Here is a 23,859-nt window from a genome sequence, read left to right on the forward strand (position 1 = left end):
CCCGCCTTGTGCGGGCGCTTTTTTTATGTGCCCGACAAGGGGACGGGCGATGTTTCGTGGTCCGCTGACGACCAAACAGCCCGGTCGCGGAAGGGTTCCTTTCAACAGGATGACCGCAATTCATTGTGATCGGTGACCTCGCTGTAGCCTTGCGCAAGCTGTCGTTTCCGGCTGCAGGCGATAGCTGGAGCGGTTAGGATGCCTGCAGGTAAAACGCAAGTTCGAGGACGTGATGTTTGAGAAATTTCTGACGGGCAAGACTGCGGTTGTGACGGGGTCGAATTCCGGTATCGGCCTGGGCGTGGCTCATCAATTGGCCAAGGCGGGTGCCGGGGTCGTGCTGAACAGCTTTACCGACCGTGACGAGGATCACGCGTTGGCCGAGGAAATGGCGCGCGAGCATGGTGTGAAGGTGCGCTACATCAAGGCCGACATGTCGAAGGCGGACGAATGCCGTGCGCTGATCGAGAAGGCCGGGGCCTGCGATATCCTGGTCAACAATGCCGGTATCCAGCATGTCGCGCCGATCCCGGAATTCCCGGTCGAGAAATGGGATGCGATCATCGCCATCAACATGAACTCGGCCTTTCACACGACCGCGGCGGCCCTGCCGATGATGCGCAAGGCCGGGTGGGGGCGGATCGTCAATATCGCCTCGGCCCATGGTTTGACGGCAAGCCCGTTCAAATCGGCCTATGTCACCGCCAAGCACGGCGTTGTCGGACTGACCAAGGTGACCGGGCTCGAGACCGCGCAGGAAAAGATCACCTGCAACGCGATTTGTCCGGGCTATGTCCTGACTCCGCTGGTCGAGGCGCAGATTCCCGATACGATGAAGGAATATGACATGAGCCGCGAGGACGTGATCAAGAAGGTGATGCTGGAACGGCAGCCCTCGAAGGAATTCGCCACTGTCGAGGAAATCGGTGACACGACCGTCTTCCTGTGTAGCAATGCGGCGGCCCAGATCACCGGAACGACGATCAGCGTCGATGGCGGCTGGACGGCGCTGTGAGATGAGGATTCGGGGTTTCTGGCGCTGGCTTGACCGCTGGTCGAAGCGGCGGGCCGAGAAGAACCGGCGGTTCAAGATTCCCTGTCATCTGGGTGTGAAGAAGACGGGTTCGGACAAGCTGTCCGATGGATCGGAGCAGTGAGCGAACGCCGCCCCTTGTGGGCGGCGTGCCTGCGGCGCGGATATTTGCATGAAGAAGAAGGGGGCGGGTCGCGCTTTTCGGCTGCCCTCAGCTACATGTTTCGCAGAAGCGGCGGATGCGGGACATGGCTTCGGTCAGTTGTTCGTCGCTGGTCGCGTAAGAGATACGGAAATGCGGACTGAGGCCGAAGGCGGCTCCGAAGACCACGGCGACGCCGGTTTCCTCGAGCAGCGCATTGGCGAAGGCTTCGTCACTGTCGATCCTGGTGCCGGTGGGGGAGGTCTTGCCGAGCAAGCCCGCGATGGATGGATAGACATAGAAGGCGCCCTGTGGGGTCGGGCAGTCGATGCCGGGGCAGGCGTTCAGCCCTTCGACCACCAGGTCGCGGCGGCGCTGGAACACCGCCCGGCTGGTCGAGATATAGTCCTGCGGGCCGGTCAGGGCGGCTTCGGCGGCGTATTGGCTGATCGAGCAGGGATTCGATGTCGATTGCGATTGCAGCTTGGCCATCGCCTTGATCAGCGGCTCGGGTCCTGCACCGTAACCGATGCGCCAGCCGGTCATCGCATAGGCCTTGCTGACGCCGTTCATGGTCAGCACGCGGTCCTTCAGGCGAGGCTCGATTTGCGCCGGGGTGGTGAACTCGAAATCATCGAAGACGAGATGCTCATAGATATCGTCGCTGAGCACCCATATGTCGGGATGTCGCAGCAGTACATCGGTCAGTGCGCGCATATGGTCGCGGTGATAGCCAGCCCCGGAAGGATTCGAGGGCGAGTTCAGGATCAGCCATTTCGTGCGCGGCGTGATCGCGGCCTCCAGCGCCTGCGGAGTCAGGCGGAAGCCGTCAGCGATGCCGCAGGGAACGATGACCGGCGTGCCACCTGCCAGCAGCACCATGTCCGGATAGCTGACCCAATAGGGCGCGGGGATGACCACCTCGTCGCCGGGATTCAGCGTGGCCATCAGCGCATTGAACAGGATCTGCTTGCCGCCGGTACCGACAGTGATCTGCGACGGCGCATAATCCAGCCCGTTCTCGCGCGCGAATTTATCGCAGATGGCGCGTTTCAGCGAAGGTGTGCCGTCTACCGCCGTATAGCGCGTATGCCCGGCATCGATCGCTGCCTTCCCCGCTTGCCGGATATGTTCCGGCGTGTCGAAATCAGGCTCTCCGGCAGAGAGGCCGATGATGTCACGGCCCTCGGCGCGCAACTCGGCGGCCCGTGTCGTCATGGCGATGGTGGGGGAAGGTTTCACCCGTGCGAGCGTATCGGAAAGAAAGCTCATTCTGCCGGTCCTGCTGGTTTGAACTTGGTCCTGTCATGGCATAGGTTGTTTGCCGCCGGGCCACAAGCATCGGCGGAACGGCAAGGAGAGCAGGGCCATGGCAGAAGCAGATACCCCGGATACCCGGCTGCGGCGGTTGCGGATGCGCAGTTGGCGGCGCGGCATGAAGGAGATGGACCTGATCCTCGGGCCGTTCTCGGACGGGCCCCTGCAAGAGCTGGATGATGCCGAATATGGCATATACGAGGCTCTGCTGACGGAAAACGACCAGGATCTGTATCGCTGGATCACTGCCCGGTTGAGCGGGCAGGGGGACGGGACAGAACCGGCCGCGCTTGCACCGCTGCTGGACAGGATCGCGGCGCATGCGGCCGGGCGTTTCGCCGCGTCAGGCAGGTAGCCTGCCTGCGGCACTCCGGCCAAGGAAATTCGATCATATTTTCAGTATCTGCGGCGGCTTAACCGAAGATTCGCTTTTCCCGGACATTCTTGGGTCAATCGAGACGCAAGACAGGATAAATCCGGCTATGCTTTCCCGTGTGCCACAAGTTCGGATCGCCTTGGACTCGGGTGAATATTCCAACAAGGCTTCGGAAAATATCGAAGCTTATATGCAGACCCTCCAACTGCTGGAGCGGTTGCATCGGCGTTTGCTGGATCTGATCAAGGATGAATTCGAGCGTTTGGGTCGGCAGGACCTGACGCCGGTTCAGGCGCTTATCCTCTACAATCTCGGCGAGGACGAGGTTAGCGCCGGCGAATTGCGGTCACGCGGCATGTATCAGGGCTCGAATGTGAGCTATAACCTGAAAAAGCTGGTGGCGATGGGCTATGTTCACCATGAACGATGCGATCTGGACCGCCGTTCCGTCCGGGTGAGGCTGACGGATGAGGGGCTCAAGATACGCCATGTCATGCGCGAATTGTTCATCCGCCATGCCCAAGGGCTGCATCAGTCAGGGATTCTGAGCGACCCGCCTTTGACAAGGGTCAACCAGCAACTTCGCCATATCGATGCCTTCTGGAGCGAGCGGATACGCTATATCTATTGACCCTGGCACGAGTCGCGCCCCGCCATGGAAAACGGCATGGCGGGGCGATGCGTTACCAGTGACCGGTATTGTCCATGCTCGCCCAGGGTTCGGCGGGCGCCAGGGCATCGCCCTCTTGCAGCAATTCGATCGAGATATTGTCGGGGCTGCGCACGAAGGCCATATGCCCGTCGCGCGGGGGGCGGTTGATGGTCACGCCGGCATCCTGCAGCGTCTGGCACATGTCGTAGATATTGCCGACGCGATAGGCGAGATGGCCGAAATGGCGGCTGTCCGATGGCAGGCCCTCGTCTCCGTCCCAGTTATAGGTCAGTTCGACCGGGCATTCCTCCTGTCCCGGCGGGGCCATGAAGACCAGCGTGAAACGGCCCTTGTCATTGTCGATGCGGCGGGTCTCCTCCAGCCCCAGAAGGCGGAAAAATTCCATTGTCTTGTCCAGATCCTTTACCCGGACCATGGTGTGCAGATAGCGGATATTCATTGCGAGTCTCCTTGCTGGAATGCCGATCGGGCGACAGATTGTCATGCTCTGGCAGGACTGGCAATCGGATCGGTTCCGATGCAATTCGGTTGAACGACTCGGCTGCGGATGGCACAAGATGATGTGTCAGAACGAGAGATGATCCACCATGAATACGCCAGTCACCCCCGAACAGCAGGCCGAGATAGACCAGTTGCGCCAATCCCCACGCCAGACCTTGCGGGTGGTCTCCGAGGGGATGGAACGGCATCTCTACACCGCCCATCCGGTGCTGGATCACGGTTTCGTCCGGGTGGTGGATTACATGGGCGACGATGCGGCGATCTGTCAGGCGGCGCGGGTTTCGTATGGGCGCGGCACGAAATCGGTGCAGAATGACGAGGGGTTGATCCGCTACCTGATGCGGCACTGGCACTCGACCCCGTTCGAAATGTGCGAGGTCAAGCTGCATGTCAAGCTGCCGGTTTTCGTCGCGCGGCAGTGGATCCGCCACCGCACTGCCAATGTGAACGAGTATTCAGCCCGCTACTCGATCCTCGACCGCGAGTTCTACATTCCCGCGCCCGAGCATCTGGCCGCGCAATCGCAACAGAACAACCAGGGCCGGGACGAGGTTCTGCAGGGCGAAGAGGCGGCGCGCGTGCTGGATCTGCTGCGCGAGGATTCGATGCGCAGCTATGACCATTACGAGGCGATGCTGAGCCAGGACGGCCAGCAGGGGCTGGCGCGCGAGCTGGCCCGGATGAACCTGCCCGCCAATATCTATACCCAGTGGTATTGGAAGGTCGATCTGCACAACCTGCTGCATTTCCTCCGCTTGCGCGCCGATGCCCATGCGCAGTTCGAGATTCGCGCCTATGCCGACGCGCTTTGCGGGATCGTGGCGGATTGGGTTCCGGCGGCGTTCGCGGCGTTCCGCGATTACCGAATGGAGTCGGTCAGCCTGTCCGCGCAGGCCATTGCCGTGCTGAAGCGGCGTCTGGCGGGAGAAACGGTGACGCAAGAGCAATCAGGGATGAGCGCGCGCGAATGGCGGGAGTTCGAGGAAATCTGGGGATAAGGCGGGGCGTGAGGCTGCCCTGCCTGTCGTGAAGCTCAGGCTGGCAGGCGCAGCACCGCTGCCAGCCCGCCAAGCCGGGCGCGTTCCAGCCGCAACTCTCCGCCATGCAGCGCCGCAAGGTCCGCGACGATCGCAAGCCCAAGCCCGGATCCCGTGGGGCCTTGCTCGTCCAGCCTTGCGCCTCGGATCAGGGCGCGCGGGGCGTCGGTCTCGGCCATGCCCGGCCCGTCATCCTCGATGCGGATGTCCAGGTGGTTCCCGGCGGGGGTAACGCTTATGACCACGCGGCTTTTCCCCCATTTGACGGCATTCTCGGTCAGGTTGCCGATCATCTCTTCCAGGTCCTGCCTCTCGCCCGCGAAACCCGCATGGTCCGGGCAATCTGTCTGCACCGTCATGCCCTTGTCGTGAACCGGCCAGCGCAGCACCAGCAAGATATCATCGATGACCGGACGGACCGGGACGCGCTGCCCCAATTCGCGCGGACCGGCCGAGCGGGCGCGTCGCAAATGCCAGCCGATCAGCCGGTCCATCCGGGTAATCAGCGCCTGGCCATGATGATCGCCCGGCAACTCATTCGAAAGCGCCGAAAGGGGCGTCTTGAGCGAATGGGCGAGATTGCCCAGATGCTGACGCGAGCGGGCCAGCAGATTGGCGTTCTGATCGAGGCTGGCATTGATCTCGCCCGTCAAGGGGCGCAATTCGCTGACATCGGGCAGGGTGAGGCGGTGCGCATGACCGGCCCGCACTGCCGCGAGATCCGCGCGCAACCGGTCAAGACTGCGCAGCCCCATGGTCACTTGCAACAGGCTGGCCACGGCGAGGCCAAGCCCCAAAATCGCCAGCGCGATCGCCAGAGGCCGGATGATCTGGTGCAGGTTGTCATCGATCCGGGCTTGCGGCGCAGTGACCGTGATGGCGATCCGCGAGGCACTGTCCGGGATCGTCACTTCGCGCCGGAGGACTCGCAATTCCGCGCCATCCGCGCCGGTGCCATGGCCGCCTACGAAATCTCCCGCGGGACCATCCAGCCGCCCGTCCAGCAGCGAATCTGAACGTGCCACGACACGACCATCTGCCGCGATCTGCCAATACCAGCCGCTGAGGGGAAGCAGGAATCGCGGGTCAGACGGGGCATCGTCAAGCTCGACCCGGCTGTCATCGACCTCCAGCGAGGCGGTCAGGGCATCCGAAATGGCCGCCGCTTCGGCATCGAAACGGTCGGTCACGAAGCTTTCCAGCAGTTGCGATATGAACAGGAAAGCCGCCAGCAACGCCACGCTCAGCCATACCGCCGCCAGGATCAGAAGCCGCCCCCGGATCGATCGCATCAGGCAGCTGCCCGCAGGATATAGCCCTCGCCGCGCCGCGTCTCGATCATGCCGTCGCCGATCTTCTTGCGCAGGCGTCCGATGACCACCTCGATGGATTTGAAGTCGCGGTCGGTGTCGGCCTCGTAAAGATGCTCGCTCAGTTCGGTGCGGCTGACGATGCGGTTCTTGTGGTGAATCAGGTAGCTGAGAATGCGGGTCTCGAAGGCCGTCAGTTTCAGGGCCATGCCGTCGCGGGTGATCAGCCCAAGCTGGCTGTCCAGCTGCAAGGATCCCGCCTCGATCACCGGGCGGGCATGGCCGGCGGCGCGGCGGATCAGGGTCTGTGCGCGCAGCACGACCTCGTCGAGGCGAAACGGCTTCACGGCATAGTCATCGGCCCCAGCCCGGAATCCCGCGACCTTGTCGGTCCAGTCGCCGCGTGCGGTCAGGATCAGTACCGGCATCCCGATCCCCTGGTCGCGCCAGCGGGTCAGCACATCGATTCCCGGCATGCCGGGCAGCCCGAGATCCAGCACCGCCACGTCATAGCTTTCCGTCGCGCCCAGGTATTCGCCCTGAGTGCCGTCCATCGCCAGATCGGTGACGAAACCCGCGTCGCGCATGGCCGTAGCAAGCTGTTCGGACAGAACCGGGTCATCCTCGACGATCAAAGCCCGCATGGTTCCCTCATTTCTTGTCCTCTGTCTGCTTGCGTGCCTCTATCTGGCCGCGCCCCGCGATCTCCATATATCGCCCCGTCCGGGCGTCCAGACGTATATTCAGCAGGTTGTTTTGGGGGGTGATCAGCCGGATTTCATATATGAGCTCGGCTCCCAATTGCCGTTCGAAGGGATGCGGGGGCCTGATATCCGCCGCGATGATACGCCCCCGGTAGCGGGCGCTGACCGATTCCGCGATCTCGTGCAGGGGCAGGGGGCGGAATGCGTTGATCGTTGCCTCCGGCCGGGGCGTGATATCCTGCCCGGCCGCCAGAACCGGCATCATGAGCAGCGAGACAAGGATCGGGGCGAGACGGTGCATGGCTGCCATTATGACGAATTGCGACCAAACGAAAACCAAATGGCTCATTGGCATTTCGTTCGGCGCCGAACGGTTAAACATGATTCGTCCGGTGGCGGAATTGCCGCCAATCGACAAGAATGAAAGGATGTTTCATGAGCAGAGATAAGATTTTGGGTGCTACGGCCATTATTGCCGTAATCGCAAGCATCGGTGGCGGCGTCATGGCCCAGACAGGGGTGCAGGACGATCAGCGCCCGTCCGGCTCGCCTGCCGGAACCGCGCAGCCCGCCCTGCCGCCGGAACTCGAGGCGCTGAAGCTGGAAAACATTGAATCCGAGATCAAGCGTGGCGGTTTCCGCGAGATCGAAGGCAGAACCGGTGACGGCATCGAGATCGAGGCGCGCGTTGATAATTCGGGAAAACTGATAGGGGTCGAGGCCGATGACGGCCCGCTGCCGCAAGCGTTGATCGAATCACTCTTGCCGCAATCGATCCGTGACAACGAGGTGATCGGCCAATTTGCGGTGATCGAGGAAATCGGCTCACGTCGCGAGATGCTTGGCGTGAAGGGAGAGGATGCCCTGGGCGAGGACATGTTCGCGCTGTTCGATCAGGACGGCCGCCTGCTGCGCTTTGGCCGAGATGACGATGACAAGCGACCGGACGGCAAGAGAATGCATCGCGAGGGCCGTCACTGGGGACCCGATCACGGGGATGGAGCACGGGAAAAGCATATGCGTAGGATGGCTCCGAATCCCGATGGAAATGATGCCGGTCCCCGGAGGATGCCCGCGCTGGAATTCGAACCTTCCGAGGTTAACAAGCAGTTGTCGGATGCCGGTTACGAGAAGTTCGGTTTCCTGCATATAGATGGACCGCGCATCCTGCTGGAAGCGACCAATCCGCAGGGAGAATCCGTGACTTTGGAACTGGATCCGAAGGGCGAAATCATCCGCGAGACCGCGCGATAGTCGATGCAGTAAGAGGCCGGGGGCTCTGCCCCCGGACCCCCGGGATACTTGCATGAAGAAGAAGGGCGCTTGGTGCGGCCATGTCATGCACCCCCGGGGTACTGCCAAAACCGTCTCGAGCTACCGCATCAGGCGCGGGCCGCGATGACCTTGGCGGCGGCATCGAGCGCGCCGGAGCCATGGGGGATGGAGAGTGCGGTCATCCCGGCCTCCATCGCGCCAAGCGTGGCCATGATCATGGCGGCGTTGCTGTAACCCATATGCGCGACACGCAGCGCGTTGTCGGGATCCTTGGCTCCGAGTCCGACGCCAAGGGTGACGCCGGTCTTCTGCGTCACCCAACTGCGCAAGGCATTGGCTTCGGGTAGCGATAGCGCCGTGACGGAATGCGCGCGACCCGCCGGTTCGGCCACGGTAAGCCTGATACCGGGGTTCCCCGCGCCCCAGGCCTCGACAGCCGCCCAGACAGATTCGGCCAGGGCGGCATGACGTGCCCAGACCGCTTCCAGCCCTTCTTCGTCCAGGAGAATCCGCAGCGCCTCGTCCAAAGCGAAGAGCTGCGGAACTGGCGCGGTGCCACTCCAGAAGCGGTATAGCGGCTCGGCTTCGGCGCGCCGATGCCAGTCCCAGACCGGAGTCGTGAACGAAGTGGGTCCGCGCGCGGCGGCACGCTCCGAGAACCAGATGAAAGCCGTCCCCGGGGGGCACATCAGCCCTTTCTGGCTCGCCGAGATCAGGACATCCACGCCCCAGTCATCCATATGCATCGGTGAACATCCCAGGGAAGCGATGGCATCGACGACCAGCAATGCCGGATGTTCTTTCATCGCGGCACGAATGGCGGGAATATCGGCGGCGGCGGAACTCGCGGTATCCGTCTGGCAAACCATCACCGCGCGGATCAGCCCTTCGCGATCCTCTGCCAGTCTTGCCGCAAGGCGTTCCGGATCGACCGGCGCATTGTCGAAATCCATGATCTCGACCGCGATACCCATCTCTGCCATCTGGGCGGCCCATGACGCGCCGAAATGCCCCGAGACCAGCACCAATGCCCGATCTCCCGGCGCAAACATGTTGGCCGCCGCGGCCTCCCACCCTGTATGGCCATTGCCGATATAGGGGGCAAGGTTGGCCGTCGTCCCCGCAAGCCGCTTGAGCTGTGCCATGACGCGGAGGTTCAGTTCCGGCACTTCCTCTCCGTAAATATCGGGCGAGGCGCGATGCAGGGCGCGCAGCACGCGGTCCGGGGTTGGCGACGGACCGGGAATGGCGATGACGGGATGCCCAAAGGCCAGGCTCATGATGGCTTTCCTTCACAAACTGCAAAATCGGTATGCCTCTTCCCGCCCGCCGTCAACGGGTAACCCGGGTTCGGACTCGCGGCTTGCCCGCGACTGCCGGGTCAGGCTATGGCGGTACAGAGGTTTTCGGCCCGGCTGCCATGGGTTGGAACTTCCCGGTTCGGCCAAGGAGATGATCATTCCCGTGACACAATCCGCCACGCAGGAGCTTCCATCACGTCGCCTGTTCGGGAGGCTCTGGAAGAACTACCTTCACCAGCATCGCGGTTCCATGGCCCTGGCCTTTGCCCTGATGACGATCGAAGGCTCGACGCTGGCGCTGATCTCATGGATGCTGAAACCGCTTTTCGACCGGGTCTTCGTCGGCAAGGAGGCCGATGCGCTCTGGTGGGTCGGTGGCGCGATCTTCTCGATATTCCTGCTGCGCGCACTGACCCTGATCGCCAGCCGGTCATTGCTGAAACGAATCTCGCTGAACATCTCGACCGAGATGCAGGGCGACATGCTGGCGCATATCCTGACGCTGGATGGCCGGTTTTTCCGGGACAATTCCCCCGGCGCGCTGATCGAGCGGATCCAGGGCGATACCATCGCCGTGCAGGGGGTCTGGGCAACCATCATCACCGGCGCCACGCGTGACGTGATCTCGCTGATAGGGCTGTTCGCGGTCGCCGTCACCATCGATCCGACCTGGACGGTGGCGGCGCTGATCGGGATACCGCTGCTGGTCGCGCCGGCGGCGCTGATCCAGCGCTATATCCGCCGCAAGATGCGGCAATCCCGGGCCAATGCCAGCCTGCGAGCCACCCGGCTGGACGAGATCCTGCATGGCATCGCCTCGATCCGGCTGAACAGGGCCGAGGGGGCGCAGACACGGCGTTTCGGCGAGATCATCGGGCGTATCCGCCGGGCCGAGATCAAGGTTGCCGCGACCAGTGTGCTGATGCCCGCGCTGACCGATATCGTGACCGGTATCGGTTTCGTGGCGGTGCTGGCGCTTGGCGGCAGCCAGGTGATGGAGGGCACGCGCAGCGTCGGCGATTTCATGTCCTTCTTCACTGCATTGGCGCTGGCCTTCCAGCCTATGCGGCGCCTTGGCGGGCTGGCGGGCAGTTGGCAGACCGCCGCCGCGAGTCTCGAGCGGATTTACCAGATACTGGACACGCATCCCACCATTCTGCCCGGACCGCGCCGCGACGCGCCCGCCGACACCGCAATCGAACTGGATGACGTGCGGCTGTCCTATGACGGCCAGCAAGTGCTGCACGGGCTGAGCTTTCGCGCCGAGGCGGGCCAGACCACCGCGCTGGTCGGACCCTCGGGGGCCGGCAAATCCACCGTGTTCAACCTGCTCACCCGGATGGTCGATCCCGATGGCGGGCGGGTCTTGCTGGGAGGGATTCCGGTCGCCGAATACGATCTCGAAACGCTTCGCGACCAGTTTTCGACCGTGTCGCAAGAGGCTGCGCTATTCGATGAAAGCTTGCGCGACAATATCCTGATGGGGCGTCCCGATGCCGACGAAAACGCGCTCAGACAGGCATTGGAGGTCGCGCATGTCTCGGAATTCACCGATGGACTGAGCCGGGGTCTGGATAGTGCCGCGGGGCCGCGTGGTTCTTCCCTCTCGGGAGGGCAGCGTCAGCGGGTGGCCATTGCCCGTGCCGTGCTGCGCGATGCGCCGATCCTGCTGCTGGACGAGGCAACAAGTGCGCTGGATTCCGCGAGCGAGCGGCTGGTGCAGGACTCGCTGGACCGGCTTTCCAAGGGGCGCACCACGCTGGTCATCGCGCATCGGCTTTCGACCATCCGCAATGCCGACAAGATCGTGGTGATCAGTGACGGAAGGGTTGTCGAACAGGGCAGTCATGACCAGTTGATGAGCAGGGGCGGCAACTATGCCAGCCTTGTCGCAATGCAATTCGGAGAACCTTCATGACGCGCCAGATCATCCGCATCACCGGAGAGGACCGGGTGGATTTCCTGCAAGGCCTCGTGACCAACGATGTCACGCGCGCACCCTGTTGGGCGGCGCTTCTGACGCCGCAGGGAAAATACCTCGCGGATTTCCTGATCGTGCCGCAGGATGATGCACTGTTGATCGACGTCCATGCCGATCTGACCGAGGATCTGATGCGTCGCCTGACGCTTTACAAGCTGCGTTCCAAGGTCACGCTCGAACCTGTCGACATGACCGTCGCGCGCGGCACCGGCCCGGCCCCGGAAGGCGCGGTCGCCGATCCGCGGCACGAGGCGCTTGGCTGGCGTCTGTATGGCGGCACCGGCGAGGATGGCAGCGATTGGGACGCGATCCGGGTAGCCCACACGATTCCCGAGACATTGATTGAACTGCTCCCGAACGAGAGCTTCATCCTCGAGGCCGGGTTCGAGCGCCTGCATGGCGTCGATTTCCGCAAGGGCTGCTATGTCGGGCAAGAGGTTACCGCGCGGATGAAGCACAAGGCCGAGCTCCGCAAGGGGCTGACGACCCTGCGGATCGAGGGAGAGGCTCCGGTCGGCACGCCGATCACCCGCGACGGCCGCGCGGTCGGGACATTGTTCACCCAATCGAACGGGCGTGGCATCGCCCATGTCCGCTTCGACCGTTTGGGCGAGGGGATGGAGGCGGGCGCGGCCCGTGCCTTCGTCGAATGACGGGTGGGGCGAATGCGCCCCGTGATGCCGGACCCGAACAGGTCCGCAAGATCATCCATATCGATATGGATGCCTTTTATGCCTCGGTCGAGCAGCGCGATCACCCGGAATTGCGGGGCAAGCCCGTGGCAGTGGGCGGCGCCGCGCTGCGCGGCGTGGTTGCGGCTGCCAGCTACGAGGCGCGGAAGTTCGGGGTGCGCTCGGCCATGCCGTCGGTCACGGCAAAGCGGCTTTGCCCGGACCTGATCTTCGTGCGCCACCGCTTCGATGTCTATCGCGCGGTCAGTGGCCAGATCCGCGATATTTTCCATGATTACACCCCGCTGGTGGAGCCTCTGTCGCTCGACGAGGCCTATCTGGACATGACCGATCATCTCTGGCCCGGCCAGACCGCCACTCAGGTCGCCCGAGAGATCCGGGCCCGTATCCGGGAAATGACTGGGCTGACCGCCAGTGCGGGCGTAAGCTATAACAAGTTTCTGGCGAAACTGGCCTCGGATCAGAACAAGCCCGATGGTCTTTGCGTCATCCCTCCCGAGCGGGGGCCCGATTTCGTGCTGACCCTCCCGGTGGGGAAATTCCATGGTATAGGCCCGGCCACGGCGGCGAAGATGCAGGCGATGGGCATTCAGACCGGCGCCGATCTGCGCGCGCAGGAACTGGATTTCCTCACCCGTCGTTTCGGCAAATCGGGGCGGTATTACTGGAATATCTCGCGCGGGATCGATCACCGCCGGGTCAGCCCCGACCGCATCCGCAAATCCGTGGGGGCCGAGAATACCTATTTCACCGACCTGATGACCCTGGAAGAGGCGCATGACGCCCTTGCACCGCTGGCGGAAAAGGTCTGGCGGCATGTTTCCAGAAACGAGCTGCAGGGCCGAACCGTGACGGTCAAGGTCAAGTTCTCGGATTTCAAGCAGGTCACCCGCGCCCGGACCCTGCCGCATGCGGTGGGAACAGAGGCCGAGATGCTGGCGCTCGCCCGTGAATTGGCCGCGACCGTATTGCCTGACCCGCGCGGCGCCCGTTTGCTGGGCATCACCCTGTCAGGTTTCGAGCAGGACGAGGATCGCGACGACGCCCAGCTCGATTTGTTCGAGGATCGCTAGGGTCGGGATGACAGGTCGCCGCCTGCCGTCTAACTCTTTTCTTTTTCACGAAAATATCTTGTGGGGGTCTGGGGGGCGCAAAGCCCCCCAGCTATCGCGGGCCGCATCCTCCGGTGGTTCGGCTATTTCCACGTGGTTACAATAGATACAGCAATGCCCCGATGATGATCCCTGTGGTCAGCAGTTGAATGACGCAGAACCCCATGATGTCGCGCGCTTTCAGGCCGGCGATGCCCAGCATCGGCAGGGCCCAGAAGGGCTGCAGAAGATTGGTCCAGGCATCGCCCCAGGCCACCCCCATGACCACGCGCTGGATATCGGCCCCCAACGCCTCGGCTGCGGGCAGCATGACCGGCGCCTGCACCGCCCATTGCCCGCCGCCCGAGGGGACGAAGATATTGACGATCCCGGCGCTGATGAAGCTCCAGAACGGCAATGTCTGCGCGGTCGAGATGGATACGAACCATTCCGACAGGCTGGCGGCCAATCCGCTATCCGTCATGATCGCCATGATACCGGCATAGAAGGGGAACTGGATCACGATCCCCGCACCGCCGCGAACGCCTTCGTCCAGCGCGCTCAGCAGGCTGCGGGCCGTGCCGTGGCAGAGTATGCCCAGGGACAGGAACAGGAAGTTCACCACGTTGAGGTTGATCCCGCCGCCGCCCGCGAAATAGAAGGCCAGCCAGATCAGCCCCGGCACCCCGATCAGCCACATCAGGATGCGGCTGTTTTCCAGCCGTTCCGCCGGTGTCGCATCGGGGGGCAGGCGGTGGGGCTGGCTCGTATCGCCCAACTGGGCCGGATCGACCAGCACCTGCTCATGCTCGAGCGGCATCATCAGCCGGTTGACCAGTGGCACGGCGATGACCAGTGCCAGAACGATCAAGAGGTTCCAGGTCGAGAAAATCGTCTCGGACGTGGAGACGACCCCGATCTGTTCAGCGGTGAAATGGCCTTCGGTTGCGATGGTCAGTGGGATCGAACCGGACAACCCGCCATGCCAGATGACGAAACCGGAATAGGCCGCAGCGACCAGCAATCGGTAATCCACGCGGATCTGGCGTGCCAGTTCCTTGGCGAAGATCGCGCCGACGACAAGGCCAAAGCCCCAGTTCAGCCAGCTTGCCGCCAGTGACACGAGCGTCACCAGGATGATCGCCGAACCACGCGAAGTCGCCAGTCCGGCGATGGCGGCGAGCAGTCGCCTGATTGGAGGCGAACTGGCCAGGATGAAGCCGGTCACCAGGACCAGAAGCATCTGCATCGCGAATTGCAGCAACGCCCAGAAACCGTTGCCCCACATCTCGACCAGCGCGACAGGAGAGGTTCCTTGCGTTGCCATGGCCGCGACTGCGGCCAGCAAGGTCAGGACGATGACGAAGATGAAGGCATCGGGCAGCCAGCGTTCCATCAGGCGGGTGGCTGGCCGGGACAGGACTCTGAGCATCGGCAATCTCCTCCGAAAATGATGCTCGGAGCGTGAGATAGCGGGGAAGAAAAGACAACCCGTCAGTTGCTGCGCACCATTCAGTTTTCGCGGAATGCGCGATTGAAATAATCCATCATGGGTTTCAGCAGATAGGTCATCGGGCTACGTTCGCCGGTCTGGATATAGACCTCGACCGGCATGCCGGGGATCAGGGCCAACTCGCCCAGCTTGTCCAGTTCCTCGGGCGGGATGGTGACCTCTGCGCGGTAATAGGGCGCGCGGGTGGCTTCGTCGATCAGCGCATCGGCCGAGACCCGCAACAGCTTGCCGCTGATCTCGGGGGTGGTCCGCGACGAGAAGGCGGCAAAGCGCAGCGCCACGGGCTGCCCCGGCTGCACCTCGTCGACATTGATCGTTGCGATGCGCGCGCCGATGACCAGCGGCCGGTCCTGCGGCACGATATACATCAGCGGATCGGCGGCCCGGATGACCGAACGCGGCGTCGTGACCTTCAGGTCATAGACGATGCCCGCCGCAGGGGCACGCAATTCCAGCCGGCTGATCTGCTCGGTCAAGCTGCGGCGGCGCTCGGCCAGTTCCAATTCGCGGTAGCCCAGGTCACGCAACTGGGTTTCGGCCTCTTCGCGGCGTTGAGCGGTCATGCGCAGGCGCTGCACGTCCAGCTCGCTCTGCCGCGTTTCGGCCGAGGCGCGGCTGGCCTGCAATTCCCCGATCTGCCCGTCAATCCGCGCTGCCTCGCGCCGCAGGGCCAGCACGCGCGAAGCCTGTGCCAGACCGCGGTCCAGCAGCGATTGCTGGTCCTCCAGCTCTTCTCCGATCAGGTTGCGCTGCTCGGACAGGGCGGCAAGTTGGGCATCGATACCGGTGATCTGCTCGTTGATCTGCTGCGATTGATTCGCCAGTTGCTCCAAAGATTGGGACATCGTGTCGCGGCGGGCGGTGAACAGGCTTTTCTGGCCCTCGATCAGGCTGGCCAGCTTGGGATCGCCCTTCGCCGTTTCAAGCAGTTCCACCGGGAAATCCGGCGCTTCGGCATCGGCGCGCTCGGCCTCCAGCCGGCCCCGGCGGGCGAGTATCTCGAAATACTGGCCTTCGACGATGACAAGCTCGGTCTTCAACAGCGTACCATCCAGTTGTAGCAATGCCTGCCCGGCCGAGACGGTTTCGCCTTCCTCGACCAGGATGTCCTCGATCACGCCACCATCGGGATGCTGCACAACCTGCCGCTGTTGCTGCACCTCGACCTGACCCGGCGCGACGACCGCACCCGTGATCCGGCTTTGGAGCGCCCAGACACCGAAACCGCCGAACAGCAGGATGATCGCCACAATCCCAAGCAGCAGTGACCCGCGGACGGACCAACGTTCGGGCTGTGGGGGCGGCGGTGACGCGGGTGGCGGCGGGGGCGAGCTTGCCTCATCCGTGCGGTCGGCGGCTGGTGCGGGATGCTGGTCGTGATCGTTCATGTCACGCCTCCCCGATCACCCGACTTCCGGGCACTGAGGATCTGGGCCGAGTTCTGCACCATCTCCTTCAACACGGCATCGCGTGGGCCGAGGGCGCGGCGGGTTCCATGTTCCAGCACCATCAGGCTCTCGCATTCGGTGATCGCAGCCGGACGATGGGCCATGATGATGACCGCGCCGCCCTGGGTCTTGACCCGCCGGATCGCCTGGTTCAGCGCCTCGGAGCCTTGATTGTCGAGGTTAGAGTTCGGCTCGTCCAGAACCAGCAGGACCGGATCAGGATAGAGCGCACGGGCCAGCCCGATCCGCTGGACCTGACCGCCCGACAGCCGCCCGCCGGTCTGGCTGATCCTTGTGTCATAACCATCCGGCAGATCGAGGATCATCTGATGCGCCGCCGCCGCCTTGGCCGCGTTCACCACCCGCGCGGGGTCAGGCTCGGGTGAGAGGCGGGCGATATTCTCGGCGATGGTGCCGTCGAACAGCGTCACCTGCTGCGGCAAATAGCCGATCAGGCTGCCCAGCACATCCGGCTGATACTGATCCAGCGGCGCGCCGCCCAAGCGGATCGAGCCTGCCGCCAGGGGCCAGGCCCCGATCAGGGCGCGCGCCAGGGTCGATTTCCCGGCCCCCGAGGGGCCGATTACGCCAAGCGCCTGTCCCGGCTCGATCCCAAAGCTGACGCCACGCAGCGCCGGCCTGTCCTGTCCGGGAGGCACGATGCTGACCTGGCGCGCCTCGATCCGTGCAGGGGGGCGGGGAAGAGGGGTCTGCGGCGGCAGGGGCGGATGCTTGCTCAGTAGCCGGGCCAGCCGCTCCCGCCCGTCCTGTGCGGCCTGCACGAGGGCCCACCCTCCGACCAGTTGCTCGACCGGGGCGAGGGCGCGGCCCATCATGATCGAGGCGGCGATCATCGCACCCGGCGTGAGTTCCTCGCGCAGGACCAGCCAGGCCCCTGCCGCAAGGATCGCGCTTTGCAGAAACAGCCGGAAGCTGCGGGAAAATACCGTGAAACCGGCCGAAAGATCGGCGCCGCGCACCGATTGATCCTGCGCCTCGCCACGCGATTTGCGCCAGCGGGCAAAGGTCGCGCCACGCATCCCGAGCGCGCCGATCACCTCTCCCTCGTTGTGGTAGAGATCGGCCATCCGTTGCGCCTGGTTCGACGCGATTGCCGAATCCTGCAGCGGCGCCTTGGTGAACACCCGGTTGGCGATGGTCGAGATGACCAGAATTACCCCGCCAATCGTGGCCACGACACCAAGCAGGGGATGGAAGACATAGACCACCGCCAGGAAAATCGGTGCCCATGGCAGGTCGAAGATCGATAGCAAAACGGGCGAGCCCATGAAGCGTTGCACCGCATCCAGATCCCGCAGGCCGCTGGCCGTTGCCGCCGGATCGTTGCCCGCCATGGCCCCTTCGCGCAGCGCCGCATCGAAGACGCGGGGCTCCATTCTGTCCTGAAAGCGGGCTGCGATGCGTTGTGACACCCGGTTACGGGCCAGGTCGATGATGCCCATGAACAGGAACAGGAAAACGACCAGGACGAACAACGCCGTCAGGGTCTCGACCGAGCGCGAGCCAAGCACCCGGTCATAGACCTGCAGCATGAAAAGCGGTCCGGTCAGCATCAGAAGATTGACGGCGGCCGAGAATATCCCGACCGCGACCAGCAGGGAAAATCCGGGCGAGCTGGCGCGGCGAAGCTCGCTCGTGCCGTTATGGGATCCGGATTGCCTGCTTATCCGCATGTTTCACTCATGAACAAGGTAATTCTATCCGTATCAATACAGACGCAGGGAGATGCCGCAATCCCAGGCAAGCTGTTGGGAGGCGGGCAAGGCACTTCTGATACGTTCTGAACCCGAAAGATTTACAATTTCCTACGCTTGCCGGGAGCGCAGGGCTTTCATCGAGAAAAACGGGGCGATCACCTGTCTGGTGACCGCCCCGGATTCCCGTGCTTGTCGTCGGGGTAAAGTTTCTATTCGCAGCGTGGAACGCCGGATCAGATCGCGCCGTGGCAGTATTTGAACTTCTTGCCGGAGCCGCAGGGGCAGGGATCGTTGCGCGAGGGATTTCCCCATGTCGAGGGATCGCTTTCGTTGAACCCTTCAACCAGTGGCTCGGGCTTGTCCTCGTCATCCGAGGATTGCGTCTCGGACCCATGCTCCATCGTCAGATGCTCTTGGCGCTCTTTCTGCTGCTCGGCCATCTGGTTCAGCATTTCCTCGCGCTCGGCCTCTGTCAGCGGGCGGATTTGCGCCAGACGCTGCGTCACATCGCCGCGCAGCCCGTCGAGCAGCGTCTCGAACAGTTGGAAACCCTCGGTCTTGTATTCCGACAGCGGGTCGCGCTGCGCATAGCCGCGGAAGCCGACGACCGAACGCAGATGCTCCAGTGTCAGCAGATGGTCGCGCCATTTCTGATCGATCATCTGCAAGAGCACCTGCTTTTCGATCATCCGCATGTTTTCTTCGCCGAAGGCCTGCGCCTTCTCGGTCATATAGGTATCCGTCGTTTCCGTGATGCGCTCGCGCATCGCCTCCTGGTCGACACCTTCTTCCTCTGCCCATTCCTCGATTGGCAGATTCATGTTCAGGCGTTCGCGGACCGCTGTCTTGAGCCCCTCCGTATCCCATTGATCTGCGTAGGTCTTGGGCGGCATGAAGTCATCGACCAGATCGTCGATCACCTGGTGGCGCATATCGGCGGCAATCTCGCCCACCTCTTCGCTGTCCATGATCTCGCGCCGCTGGCTGAAGATCGCCTTGCGCTGGTCGTTCATCACGTCGTCGAATTTCAACAGCTGTTTACGGATGTCGAAGTTGCGGCCCTCGACCTTCGCCTGCGCACGCTCAAGCGATTTGTTTACCCAGGGATGAACGATCGCTTCGCCCTCTTTCATGCCCAGTCCGGACAGGACCTTGTCCAGCCGTTCCGAACCGAAGATCCGCATCAGGTCGTCTTCGAGCGACAGGAAGAACAACGAGCGACCGGGATCGCCCTGACGGCCAGAGCGCCCGCGAAGCTGGTTGTCGATCCGGCGGCTTTCATGGCGTTCGGTGGCGAGCACGAACAACCCGCCCGCCTCGATCACCTTCTGCTTGTCACTGGCGTGTTCGGCCTCGATATGTTCGCGCAGCTCGTCGGGATTGGCGTCGGGATCGGCCTTCAGCGCTTCCATCACCTTCATCTCGACATTGCCGCCAAGCTGGATGTCAGTGCCACGACCGGCCATGTTGGTGGCGATGGTGACGGCGCCCGGTTTGCCCGCGTCGGCGACGATCTGTGCCTCGGCCTCGTGCTGGCGTGCGTTCAGGACATTGTGAGGAATGCCATCCTGCGTCAACAGCGCCGCCAACATCTCGGATTTCTCGATGCTGGTTGTGCCGACAAGGGTGGGTTGTCCCTTGGCGTGTGATTCCTTGATCGCCTCGATCACGGCGGCGTATTTCTCGCCTGCGGTGCGATAGACGCGATCGTGTTCGTCCACCCGCTGAATCGGGCGGTTGGTCGGCACCTCGACCACGCCCAGCTTGTAGATCTCGGCGAATTCATCGGCCTCGGTCGAGGCGGTGCCGGTCATGCCCGCAAGCTTGTCGTAAAGCCGGAAATAGTTCTGGAAGGTCACGCTTGCCAGCGTCACGTTCTCGGGCTGGATATCCACGCCTTCCTTGGCCTCGATGGCCTGATGCAACCCGTCCGAAAGGCGGCGCCCCTTCATCATCCGGCCGGTAAACTCGTCGATCAGCACGACCTCGCCGTCGCGGATCATGTAATGCTGGTCCTTGAGGAACAGCTTATGCGCGCGCAGCGCCTGGCTGGCATGGTGAACGATGGTGGTCGATTCGGGATCGTAGAGGGTCTGTCCCTCGGGCAGGACGCCATCCTCGGCGAGTTTCTGCTCCAGGAACTCGTTGCCCTCTTCGGTGAAGGTGGCGTTGCGGGCCTTTTCGTCCAGCTTGAAATGCTCTTCGCTCAGGAGCGGGACATATTTGTCCAGCACCTTGTAAAGTTCGGAACGATCCTGCGATGGCCCCGAAATGATCAGCGGTGTCCGCGCCTCGTCGATCAGGATCGAATCGACCTCGTCCACGATGGCGAAATGGTGATCGCGCTGGACCATCTCTTCGACGCTGCCCTTCATGTTGTCGCGCAGATAGTCGAAGCCCAGTTCGTTATTCGTGGCATAGGTGACGTCGGCGGCGTAAGCCTCGCGCTTCTCGGCCTCCTGCTGAAAGGGATAAACGACGCCAGTGGTCATGCCGAGTTGCAGATAGACCTTGCCCATCCATTCGGCATCGCGCTTGGCCAGGTAGTCGTTGACCGTGACGATATGCACGCCCTTGCCGGTCAGCGCGTTCAGATAGGCGGGCAGGGTGGCGACCAGCGTCTTGCCCTCGCCGGTCTTCATCTCGGCGATATTGCCCTGATGCAGGAAAATCCCGCCCATCAGCTGCACATCGAAGGCCCGCAGACCGAGCGCGCGCCTCGCACCTTCGCGGCAATTGGCAAATGCCTCGGGCAGGATCGCGTCGAGAGGCTCTCCGCCCTGTACCCTTTGCTGGAATTCGCGGGTCTTCTCGATCAGCCCTTCATCGGACAGCGCCTTGAATTCATCTTCCAATGCGTTGATCCGGGCGACCAGCGAGCGGGTCGATTTTACCTTGCGGTCATTCGGCGTGCCAAAGACCTTCTTCGCCAGAGTTCCGATGCCGAGCATGTTACCTTCACAGTCACGTTGTTGGGAAAGGCTGTTACATATGGGCCACTTGCCCGTACCTGCCGCATTGCCGTATCAGGGGCCTGAACGAAACGCGGCGGCGGCGCCTTCCACGGTTGCGTGCGATGTATGCCTCGCCTGCCTGACTGTCAACGCTGGCCCTTCCCCAAGGGGGATTCGGGTATGACTAAAAAAGGAACTTCCATGCTGAAACCTTCGATTCTGGCCGCCTTCGTGATCGCGGCGCCCATGATGGTGCCCGGTGCCCTGCTGGCCGAAGAGAGCAATGCCGACACCGTTGTCGCCACCGTGAACGATCAGCCGATCACATTGGGCCAGATGATCGTGATGAAGCAGTCGATGCAGGATCCCCAGATGGCCGAGCTGCCCGATCAGGCGGTATGGGACCTGCTGCTGGATCAGTTGATCCGCCAGACGGCCGTGGCTGCGAATGGCAAGGAAAATGCCGGTGTTCGCGCCCAGTTGGAGCTTCAGCGCCGCAATACGCTGGCCGCCGCGGCCGTGACCGAACTGTCCGGGGGCGAGCCCACGGATGAGGAGGTCCAGGCCGAATATGAAGAGCTTTTCGCCGATGCCGAGCCGACGACCGAATTCTCGGCCGCCCATATCCTCGTGGAGGACGAGGAAAAGGCGAAGGAGCTGAAGAAAGAGCTGGATGAGGGTGCCGATTTCGGCACGCTCGCCGAAGAGAACTCAACCGGCCCGAGTGGACCGAACAAGGGCGATCTGGGCTGGTTCGCTCCCGATCAGATGGTCCCACCCTTCGCCGAAGCCGTGAAGGCGATGGAGCCGGGGCAGGTTTCCGATCCCGTCCAGACTGATTTCGGTTGGCATATCATCAAGTTGAACGAAACCCGCGTGAAAGAGGCTCCGAAGCTCGACGAGGTGCGCGAGCAGTTGGTGCAGAAGATCCACCGGGACAAGATCGAAGCCGAGATCGAGCGCGTGTCGAGCGAGTCCAAGGTCGAAAAGACCGAAGGAATCGATCCGGCGCTGCTCAACAAGGCCGATCTGCTGGAGGCTGAGTAATCATGGGCGAGGCGGGTCTTCCCGTATCGCCCCTGGCACCAGCGGCATTTCCGGACTTGCCGGCGATCGATGGCGTCGAATTCGCCAGCGCTGCCGCCGGGGTGAAGTATCAGGGTCGCACGGATGTGACCCTGATACGCATCGCCAAGGGGGCGCAGATCGCCGGGGCCTTCACCAAGTCGGCGACCCGTGCGGCCTGCGTGCTGGACAATCAGGCCAAGCTGACCAGGGGCGGTTCCGCCGATGCGGGCGCGGCGATCATCGTGAATTCCGGCAATGCCAATGCCTTTACCGGCGCGCGCGGGCAGGAATCGGTCGATGCGGTGACCGGGGCCGTGGCGTCGGAACTGGGCATTCCCGCCTCGCATGTGTTTTCCTCTTCGACCGGGGTTATCGGAGAGCCATTGCCGCATGAACGGATCGTTTCGATCATCGGTGACCTGACCCGTGACCTCGATCAGGCCGGAGTTGCGCAAGCGGCCCGCGCTATCATGACCACGGACACCTTTCCCAAGGGCGCCTCGGCCATTTTCGCCGGGGATGGCGGAGAGATCCGCATCACCGGCATTGCCAAGGGATCGGGCATGATCGCGCCCGATATGGCGACGATGCTGGTCTATATCTTTACCGACGCGAAAATCGCCGCACCATTACTGCAGGATGCGCTGGATTCTGGCCTTGGCTCGACGTTCAACGCGATCACGGTGGATAGCGACACATCCACTTCGGATGCGCTGATCCTGGCGGCTACGGGACGCAGTGCTGCCGCCGAAATCACTTCGCTGGACAGCCCGGCGGGACAGGCTTTTGCCAAAGCGCTGCAGGATGTCATGCGCGAGCTTGCGCATCTGGTGGTGCGTGACGGCGAAGGTGCCACGAAATTCGTCGAGGTCCGGGTAACGGGCGCGGCTTCGGACACGGATGCCAAGAAAATAGCCAAGGCCATCGCCGATTCGCCACTGGTCAAGACGGCCATAGCCGGCGAAGACGCGAATTGGGGCCGTATCGTCATGGCTGTCGGCAAATCGGGGGCCGAGGCCGATCGCGACAAGCTGACCATCCGGTTCGGCGACATGATCCTGGCCGAGAATGGCTGGCGGGCCGAGAACTACGATGAAGCCAAGGCCAGCGCCTATATGAAGAATCAGGAACTGCTGATCTCTGTCGATCTGGGGCTGGGGCAGGGGGCGCAGACCATGTGGACCTGCGATCTGACCCATGGCTATATAGATATCAACGCCGATTACCGCTCGTGATGAAGACGATTCTTGTTGCTGCCGTGGCGTTGATCGACACTGACGGGCGCGTGCTGCTGGCACAGCGCCCCGAGGGCAAATCGATGGCGGGATTGTGGGAGTTTCCGGGCGGCAAGGTCGAACCCGGAGAAACCCCGGAAGTCGCGCTTATCCGCGAATTGCAGGAAGAGCTGGGTATCGACACCTGGCAATCCTGTCTCGCCCCGCTGACTTTCGCCAGCCATTGTTACGAAGATTTTCACCTGCTGATGCCGCTTTACGCCTGCCGCAAATGGAATGGCGTGGTGCAACCGCAAGAGGGGCAGAAGCTGAAATGGGTCCATGCGCGGGATCTACGCAACTATCCCATGCCGCCCGCCGATATTCCCCTGCTTCCGATCTTGCAGATGTGGCTCTGATACATCTCTAGGTAGAGCTTTTCCCACCTAAAGTGTGATTTTAGCGATAATTCGCTTCATTCGCCGCTCGCGATAGGCAAGTATCGGCGCAT

The 23,859-nt window shown here is 62.7% G+C and carries 22 protein-coding genes; 12 read left to right on the top strand and 10 right to left on the bottom strand.

Going from position 1 to position 23,859, the window contains the following annotated elements:
- The first annotated feature begins 232 nt into the window (after positions 1-232).
- A complete protein-coding gene (locus JHX88_RS08055) occupies positions 233-1,015 on the top strand; it encodes a 3-hydroxybutyrate dehydrogenase (RefSeq protein ID WP_076526134.1) in 783 nt (260 codons plus the stop codon).
- 1 nt (position 1,016) lies between these two features.
- Positions 1,017-1,157 carry a hypothetical protein gene (locus tag JHX88_RS08060; protein WP_176011442.1) on the top strand — a complete coding sequence of 47 codons (141 nt, stop codon included), beginning with the start codon at positions 1,017-1,019 and terminating at the stop codon, positions 1,155-1,157.
- An 87-nt stretch (positions 1,158-1,244) separates the two neighbouring features.
- On the opposite strand, the gene JHX88_RS08065 is transcribed toward JHX88_RS08060, so the two are convergent.
- Positions 1,245-2,447 (bottom strand): pyridoxal phosphate-dependent aminotransferase, encoded by a 1,203-nt coding sequence (locus tag JHX88_RS08065; RefSeq protein ID WP_076526136.1) that lies wholly within the window; start codon positions 2,445-2,447, stop codon positions 1,245-1,247.
- Positions 2,448-2,544: 97 nt separating this feature from the next.
- Between JHX88_RS08065 and JHX88_RS08070 the strand changes: the two genes are divergently transcribed.
- On the top strand, positions 2,545-2,847 hold the full coding sequence (locus JHX88_RS08070; protein ID WP_076526138.1) for an FAD assembly factor SdhE: 303 nt from the start codon (positions 2,545-2,547) through the stop codon (positions 2,845-2,847).
- 211 nt (positions 2,848-3,058) lie between these two features.
- Positions 3,059-3,499 carry a MarR family winged helix-turn-helix transcriptional regulator gene (locus JHX88_RS08075; RefSeq protein ID WP_272848260.1) on the top strand — a complete coding sequence of 147 codons (441 nt, stop codon included), beginning with the start codon at positions 3,059-3,061 and terminating at the stop codon, positions 3,497-3,499.
- Positions 3,500-3,551: 52 nt separating this feature from the next.
- On the opposite strand, the gene JHX88_RS08080 is transcribed toward JHX88_RS08075, so the two are convergent.
- Positions 3,552-3,980 (bottom strand): VOC family protein, encoded by a 429-nt coding sequence (locus tag JHX88_RS08080; protein WP_076526140.1) that lies wholly within the window; start codon positions 3,978-3,980, stop codon positions 3,552-3,554.
- Positions 3,981-4,128: 148 nt separating this feature from the next.
- Here JHX88_RS08080 and thyX point away from each other — a divergent pair, with 148 nt between their 5' ends.
- Complete coding sequence (thyX, locus tag JHX88_RS08085; RefSeq protein ID WP_076526142.1) at positions 4,129-5,040, top strand: FAD-dependent thymidylate synthase; 912 nt, start codon at positions 4,129-4,131, stop codon at positions 5,038-5,040.
- 35 nt (positions 5,041-5,075) lie between these two features.
- Here the strand turns inward: thyX and JHX88_RS08090 are convergent, their stop codons facing one another.
- Genes JHX88_RS08090 through JHX88_RS08100 form a run of 3 tightly spaced genes read right to left on the bottom strand, consistent with a single transcriptional unit; the run spans position 5,076 to position 7,442 of the window.
- Positions 5,076-6,371, bottom strand: a complete 1,296-nt coding sequence (locus tag JHX88_RS08090; RefSeq protein WP_076526144.1) for a sensor histidine kinase — start codon at positions 6,369-6,371, stop codon at positions 5,076-5,078.
- Positions 6,371-7,033, bottom strand: coding sequence for a response regulator transcription factor (locus JHX88_RS08095; RefSeq protein WP_076526146.1), 663 nt, complete (start codon positions 7,031-7,033; stop codon positions 6,371-6,373). Before JHX88_RS08095 ends, JHX88_RS08090 begins: the two co-directional genes overlap by 1 nt.
- Positions 7,034-7,040: 7 nt before the next feature.
- Positions 7,041-7,442 (bottom strand): PepSY domain-containing protein, encoded by a 402-nt coding sequence (locus tag JHX88_RS08100; protein ID WP_141225828.1) that lies wholly within the window; start codon positions 7,440-7,442, stop codon positions 7,041-7,043.
- An 86-nt stretch (positions 7,443-7,528) separates the two neighbouring features.
- Between JHX88_RS08100 and JHX88_RS08105 the strand changes: the two genes are divergently transcribed.
- A complete protein-coding gene (locus tag JHX88_RS08105; protein WP_076526148.1) occupies positions 7,529-8,347 on the top strand; it encodes a hypothetical protein in 819 nt (272 codons plus the stop codon).
- 128 nt (positions 8,348-8,475) lie between these two features.
- Here JHX88_RS08105 and JHX88_RS08110 read toward each other — a convergent pair whose 3' ends face one another.
- Positions 8,476-9,648 carry a pyridoxal-phosphate-dependent aminotransferase family protein gene (locus tag JHX88_RS08110; RefSeq protein WP_076526150.1) on the bottom strand — a complete coding sequence of 391 codons (1,173 nt, stop codon included), beginning with the start codon at positions 9,646-9,648 and terminating at the stop codon, positions 8,476-8,478.
- A gap of 178 nt (positions 9,649-9,826) precedes the next feature.
- Here JHX88_RS08110 and JHX88_RS08115 point away from each other — a divergent pair, with 178 nt between their 5' ends.
- The 3 genes from JHX88_RS08115 to dinB are packed head-to-tail and all read left to right on the top strand — an operon-like array spanning position 9,827 to position 13,415.
- On the top strand, positions 9,827-11,587 hold the full coding sequence (locus tag JHX88_RS08115) for an ABC transporter ATP-binding protein (RefSeq protein ID WP_419182366.1): 1,761 nt from the start codon (positions 9,827-9,829) through the stop codon (positions 11,585-11,587).
- A complete protein-coding gene (gene ygfZ / locus JHX88_RS08120) occupies positions 11,584-12,303 on the top strand; it encodes a CAF17-like 4Fe-4S cluster assembly/insertion protein YgfZ (RefSeq protein ID WP_076526152.1) in 720 nt (239 codons plus the stop codon). The genes JHX88_RS08115 and ygfZ overlap by 4 nt, the downstream gene beginning before the upstream one ends.
- On the top strand, positions 12,300-13,415 hold the full coding sequence (gene dinB / locus JHX88_RS08125) for a DNA polymerase IV (RefSeq protein WP_076526154.1): 1,116 nt from the start codon (positions 12,300-12,302) through the stop codon (positions 13,413-13,415). Before ygfZ ends, dinB begins: the two co-directional genes overlap by 4 nt.
- A gap of 136 nt (positions 13,416-13,551) precedes the next feature.
- On the opposite strand, the gene JHX88_RS08130 is transcribed toward dinB, so the two are convergent.
- The 4 genes from JHX88_RS08130 to secA all read right to left on the bottom strand — a co-directional run bounded on the left by JHX88_RS08130 (position 13,552) and on the right by secA (position 21,063).
- Positions 13,552-14,865, bottom strand: coding sequence for a short-chain fatty acid transporter (locus JHX88_RS08130; protein ID WP_076526155.1), 1,314 nt, complete (start codon positions 14,863-14,865; stop codon positions 13,552-13,554).
- A gap of 80 nt (positions 14,866-14,945) precedes the next feature.
- Entirely contained in the window at positions 14,946-16,334 is a 1,389-nt protein-coding gene (locus JHX88_RS08135) for an HlyD family type I secretion periplasmic adaptor subunit (RefSeq protein ID WP_084203144.1), read from the bottom strand.
- Positions 16,331-18,088 (bottom strand): type I secretion system permease/ATPase, encoded by a 1,758-nt coding sequence (locus JHX88_RS08140; protein ID WP_076526157.1) that lies wholly within the window; start codon positions 18,086-18,088, stop codon positions 16,331-16,333. Before JHX88_RS08140 ends, JHX88_RS08135 begins: the two co-directional genes overlap by 4 nt.
- A 257-nt stretch (positions 18,089-18,345) precedes the next feature.
- Complete coding sequence (secA, locus tag JHX88_RS08145) at positions 18,346-21,063, bottom strand: preprotein translocase subunit SecA (protein WP_076526159.1); 2,718 nt, start codon at positions 21,061-21,063, stop codon at positions 18,346-18,348.
- Between the two features lie 204 nt (positions 21,064-21,267).
- Here secA and JHX88_RS08150 point away from each other — a divergent pair, with 204 nt between their 5' ends.
- Genes JHX88_RS08150 through mutT form a run of 3 tightly spaced genes read left to right on the top strand, consistent with a single transcriptional unit; the run spans position 21,268 to position 23,767 of the window.
- Complete coding sequence (locus tag JHX88_RS08150) at positions 21,268-22,113, top strand: peptidylprolyl isomerase (protein WP_076526161.1); 846 nt, start codon at positions 21,268-21,270, stop codon at positions 22,111-22,113.
- A gap of 2 nt (positions 22,114-22,115) precedes the next feature.
- Positions 22,116-23,369: a bifunctional glutamate N-acetyltransferase/amino-acid acetyltransferase ArgJ gene (gene argJ / locus JHX88_RS08155; protein WP_076526163.1), complete on the top strand. Its 1,254-nt coding sequence runs from the start codon at positions 22,116-22,118 to the stop codon at positions 23,367-23,369.
- Positions 23,369-23,767, top strand: coding sequence for an 8-oxo-dGTP diphosphatase MutT (gene mutT / locus JHX88_RS08160; protein ID WP_076526165.1), 399 nt, complete (start codon positions 23,369-23,371; stop codon positions 23,765-23,767). The genes argJ and mutT overlap by 1 nt, the downstream gene beginning before the upstream one ends.
- Positions 23,768-23,859: the final 92 nt, after the last annotated feature.

Origin of the sequence: Paracoccus saliphilus, assembly GCF_028553805.1 — a bacterium.
In the GTDB taxonomy this organism is placed as follows: Bacteria; Pseudomonadota; Alphaproteobacteria; order Rhodobacterales; family Rhodobacteraceae; genus Paracoccus; species Paracoccus saliphilus.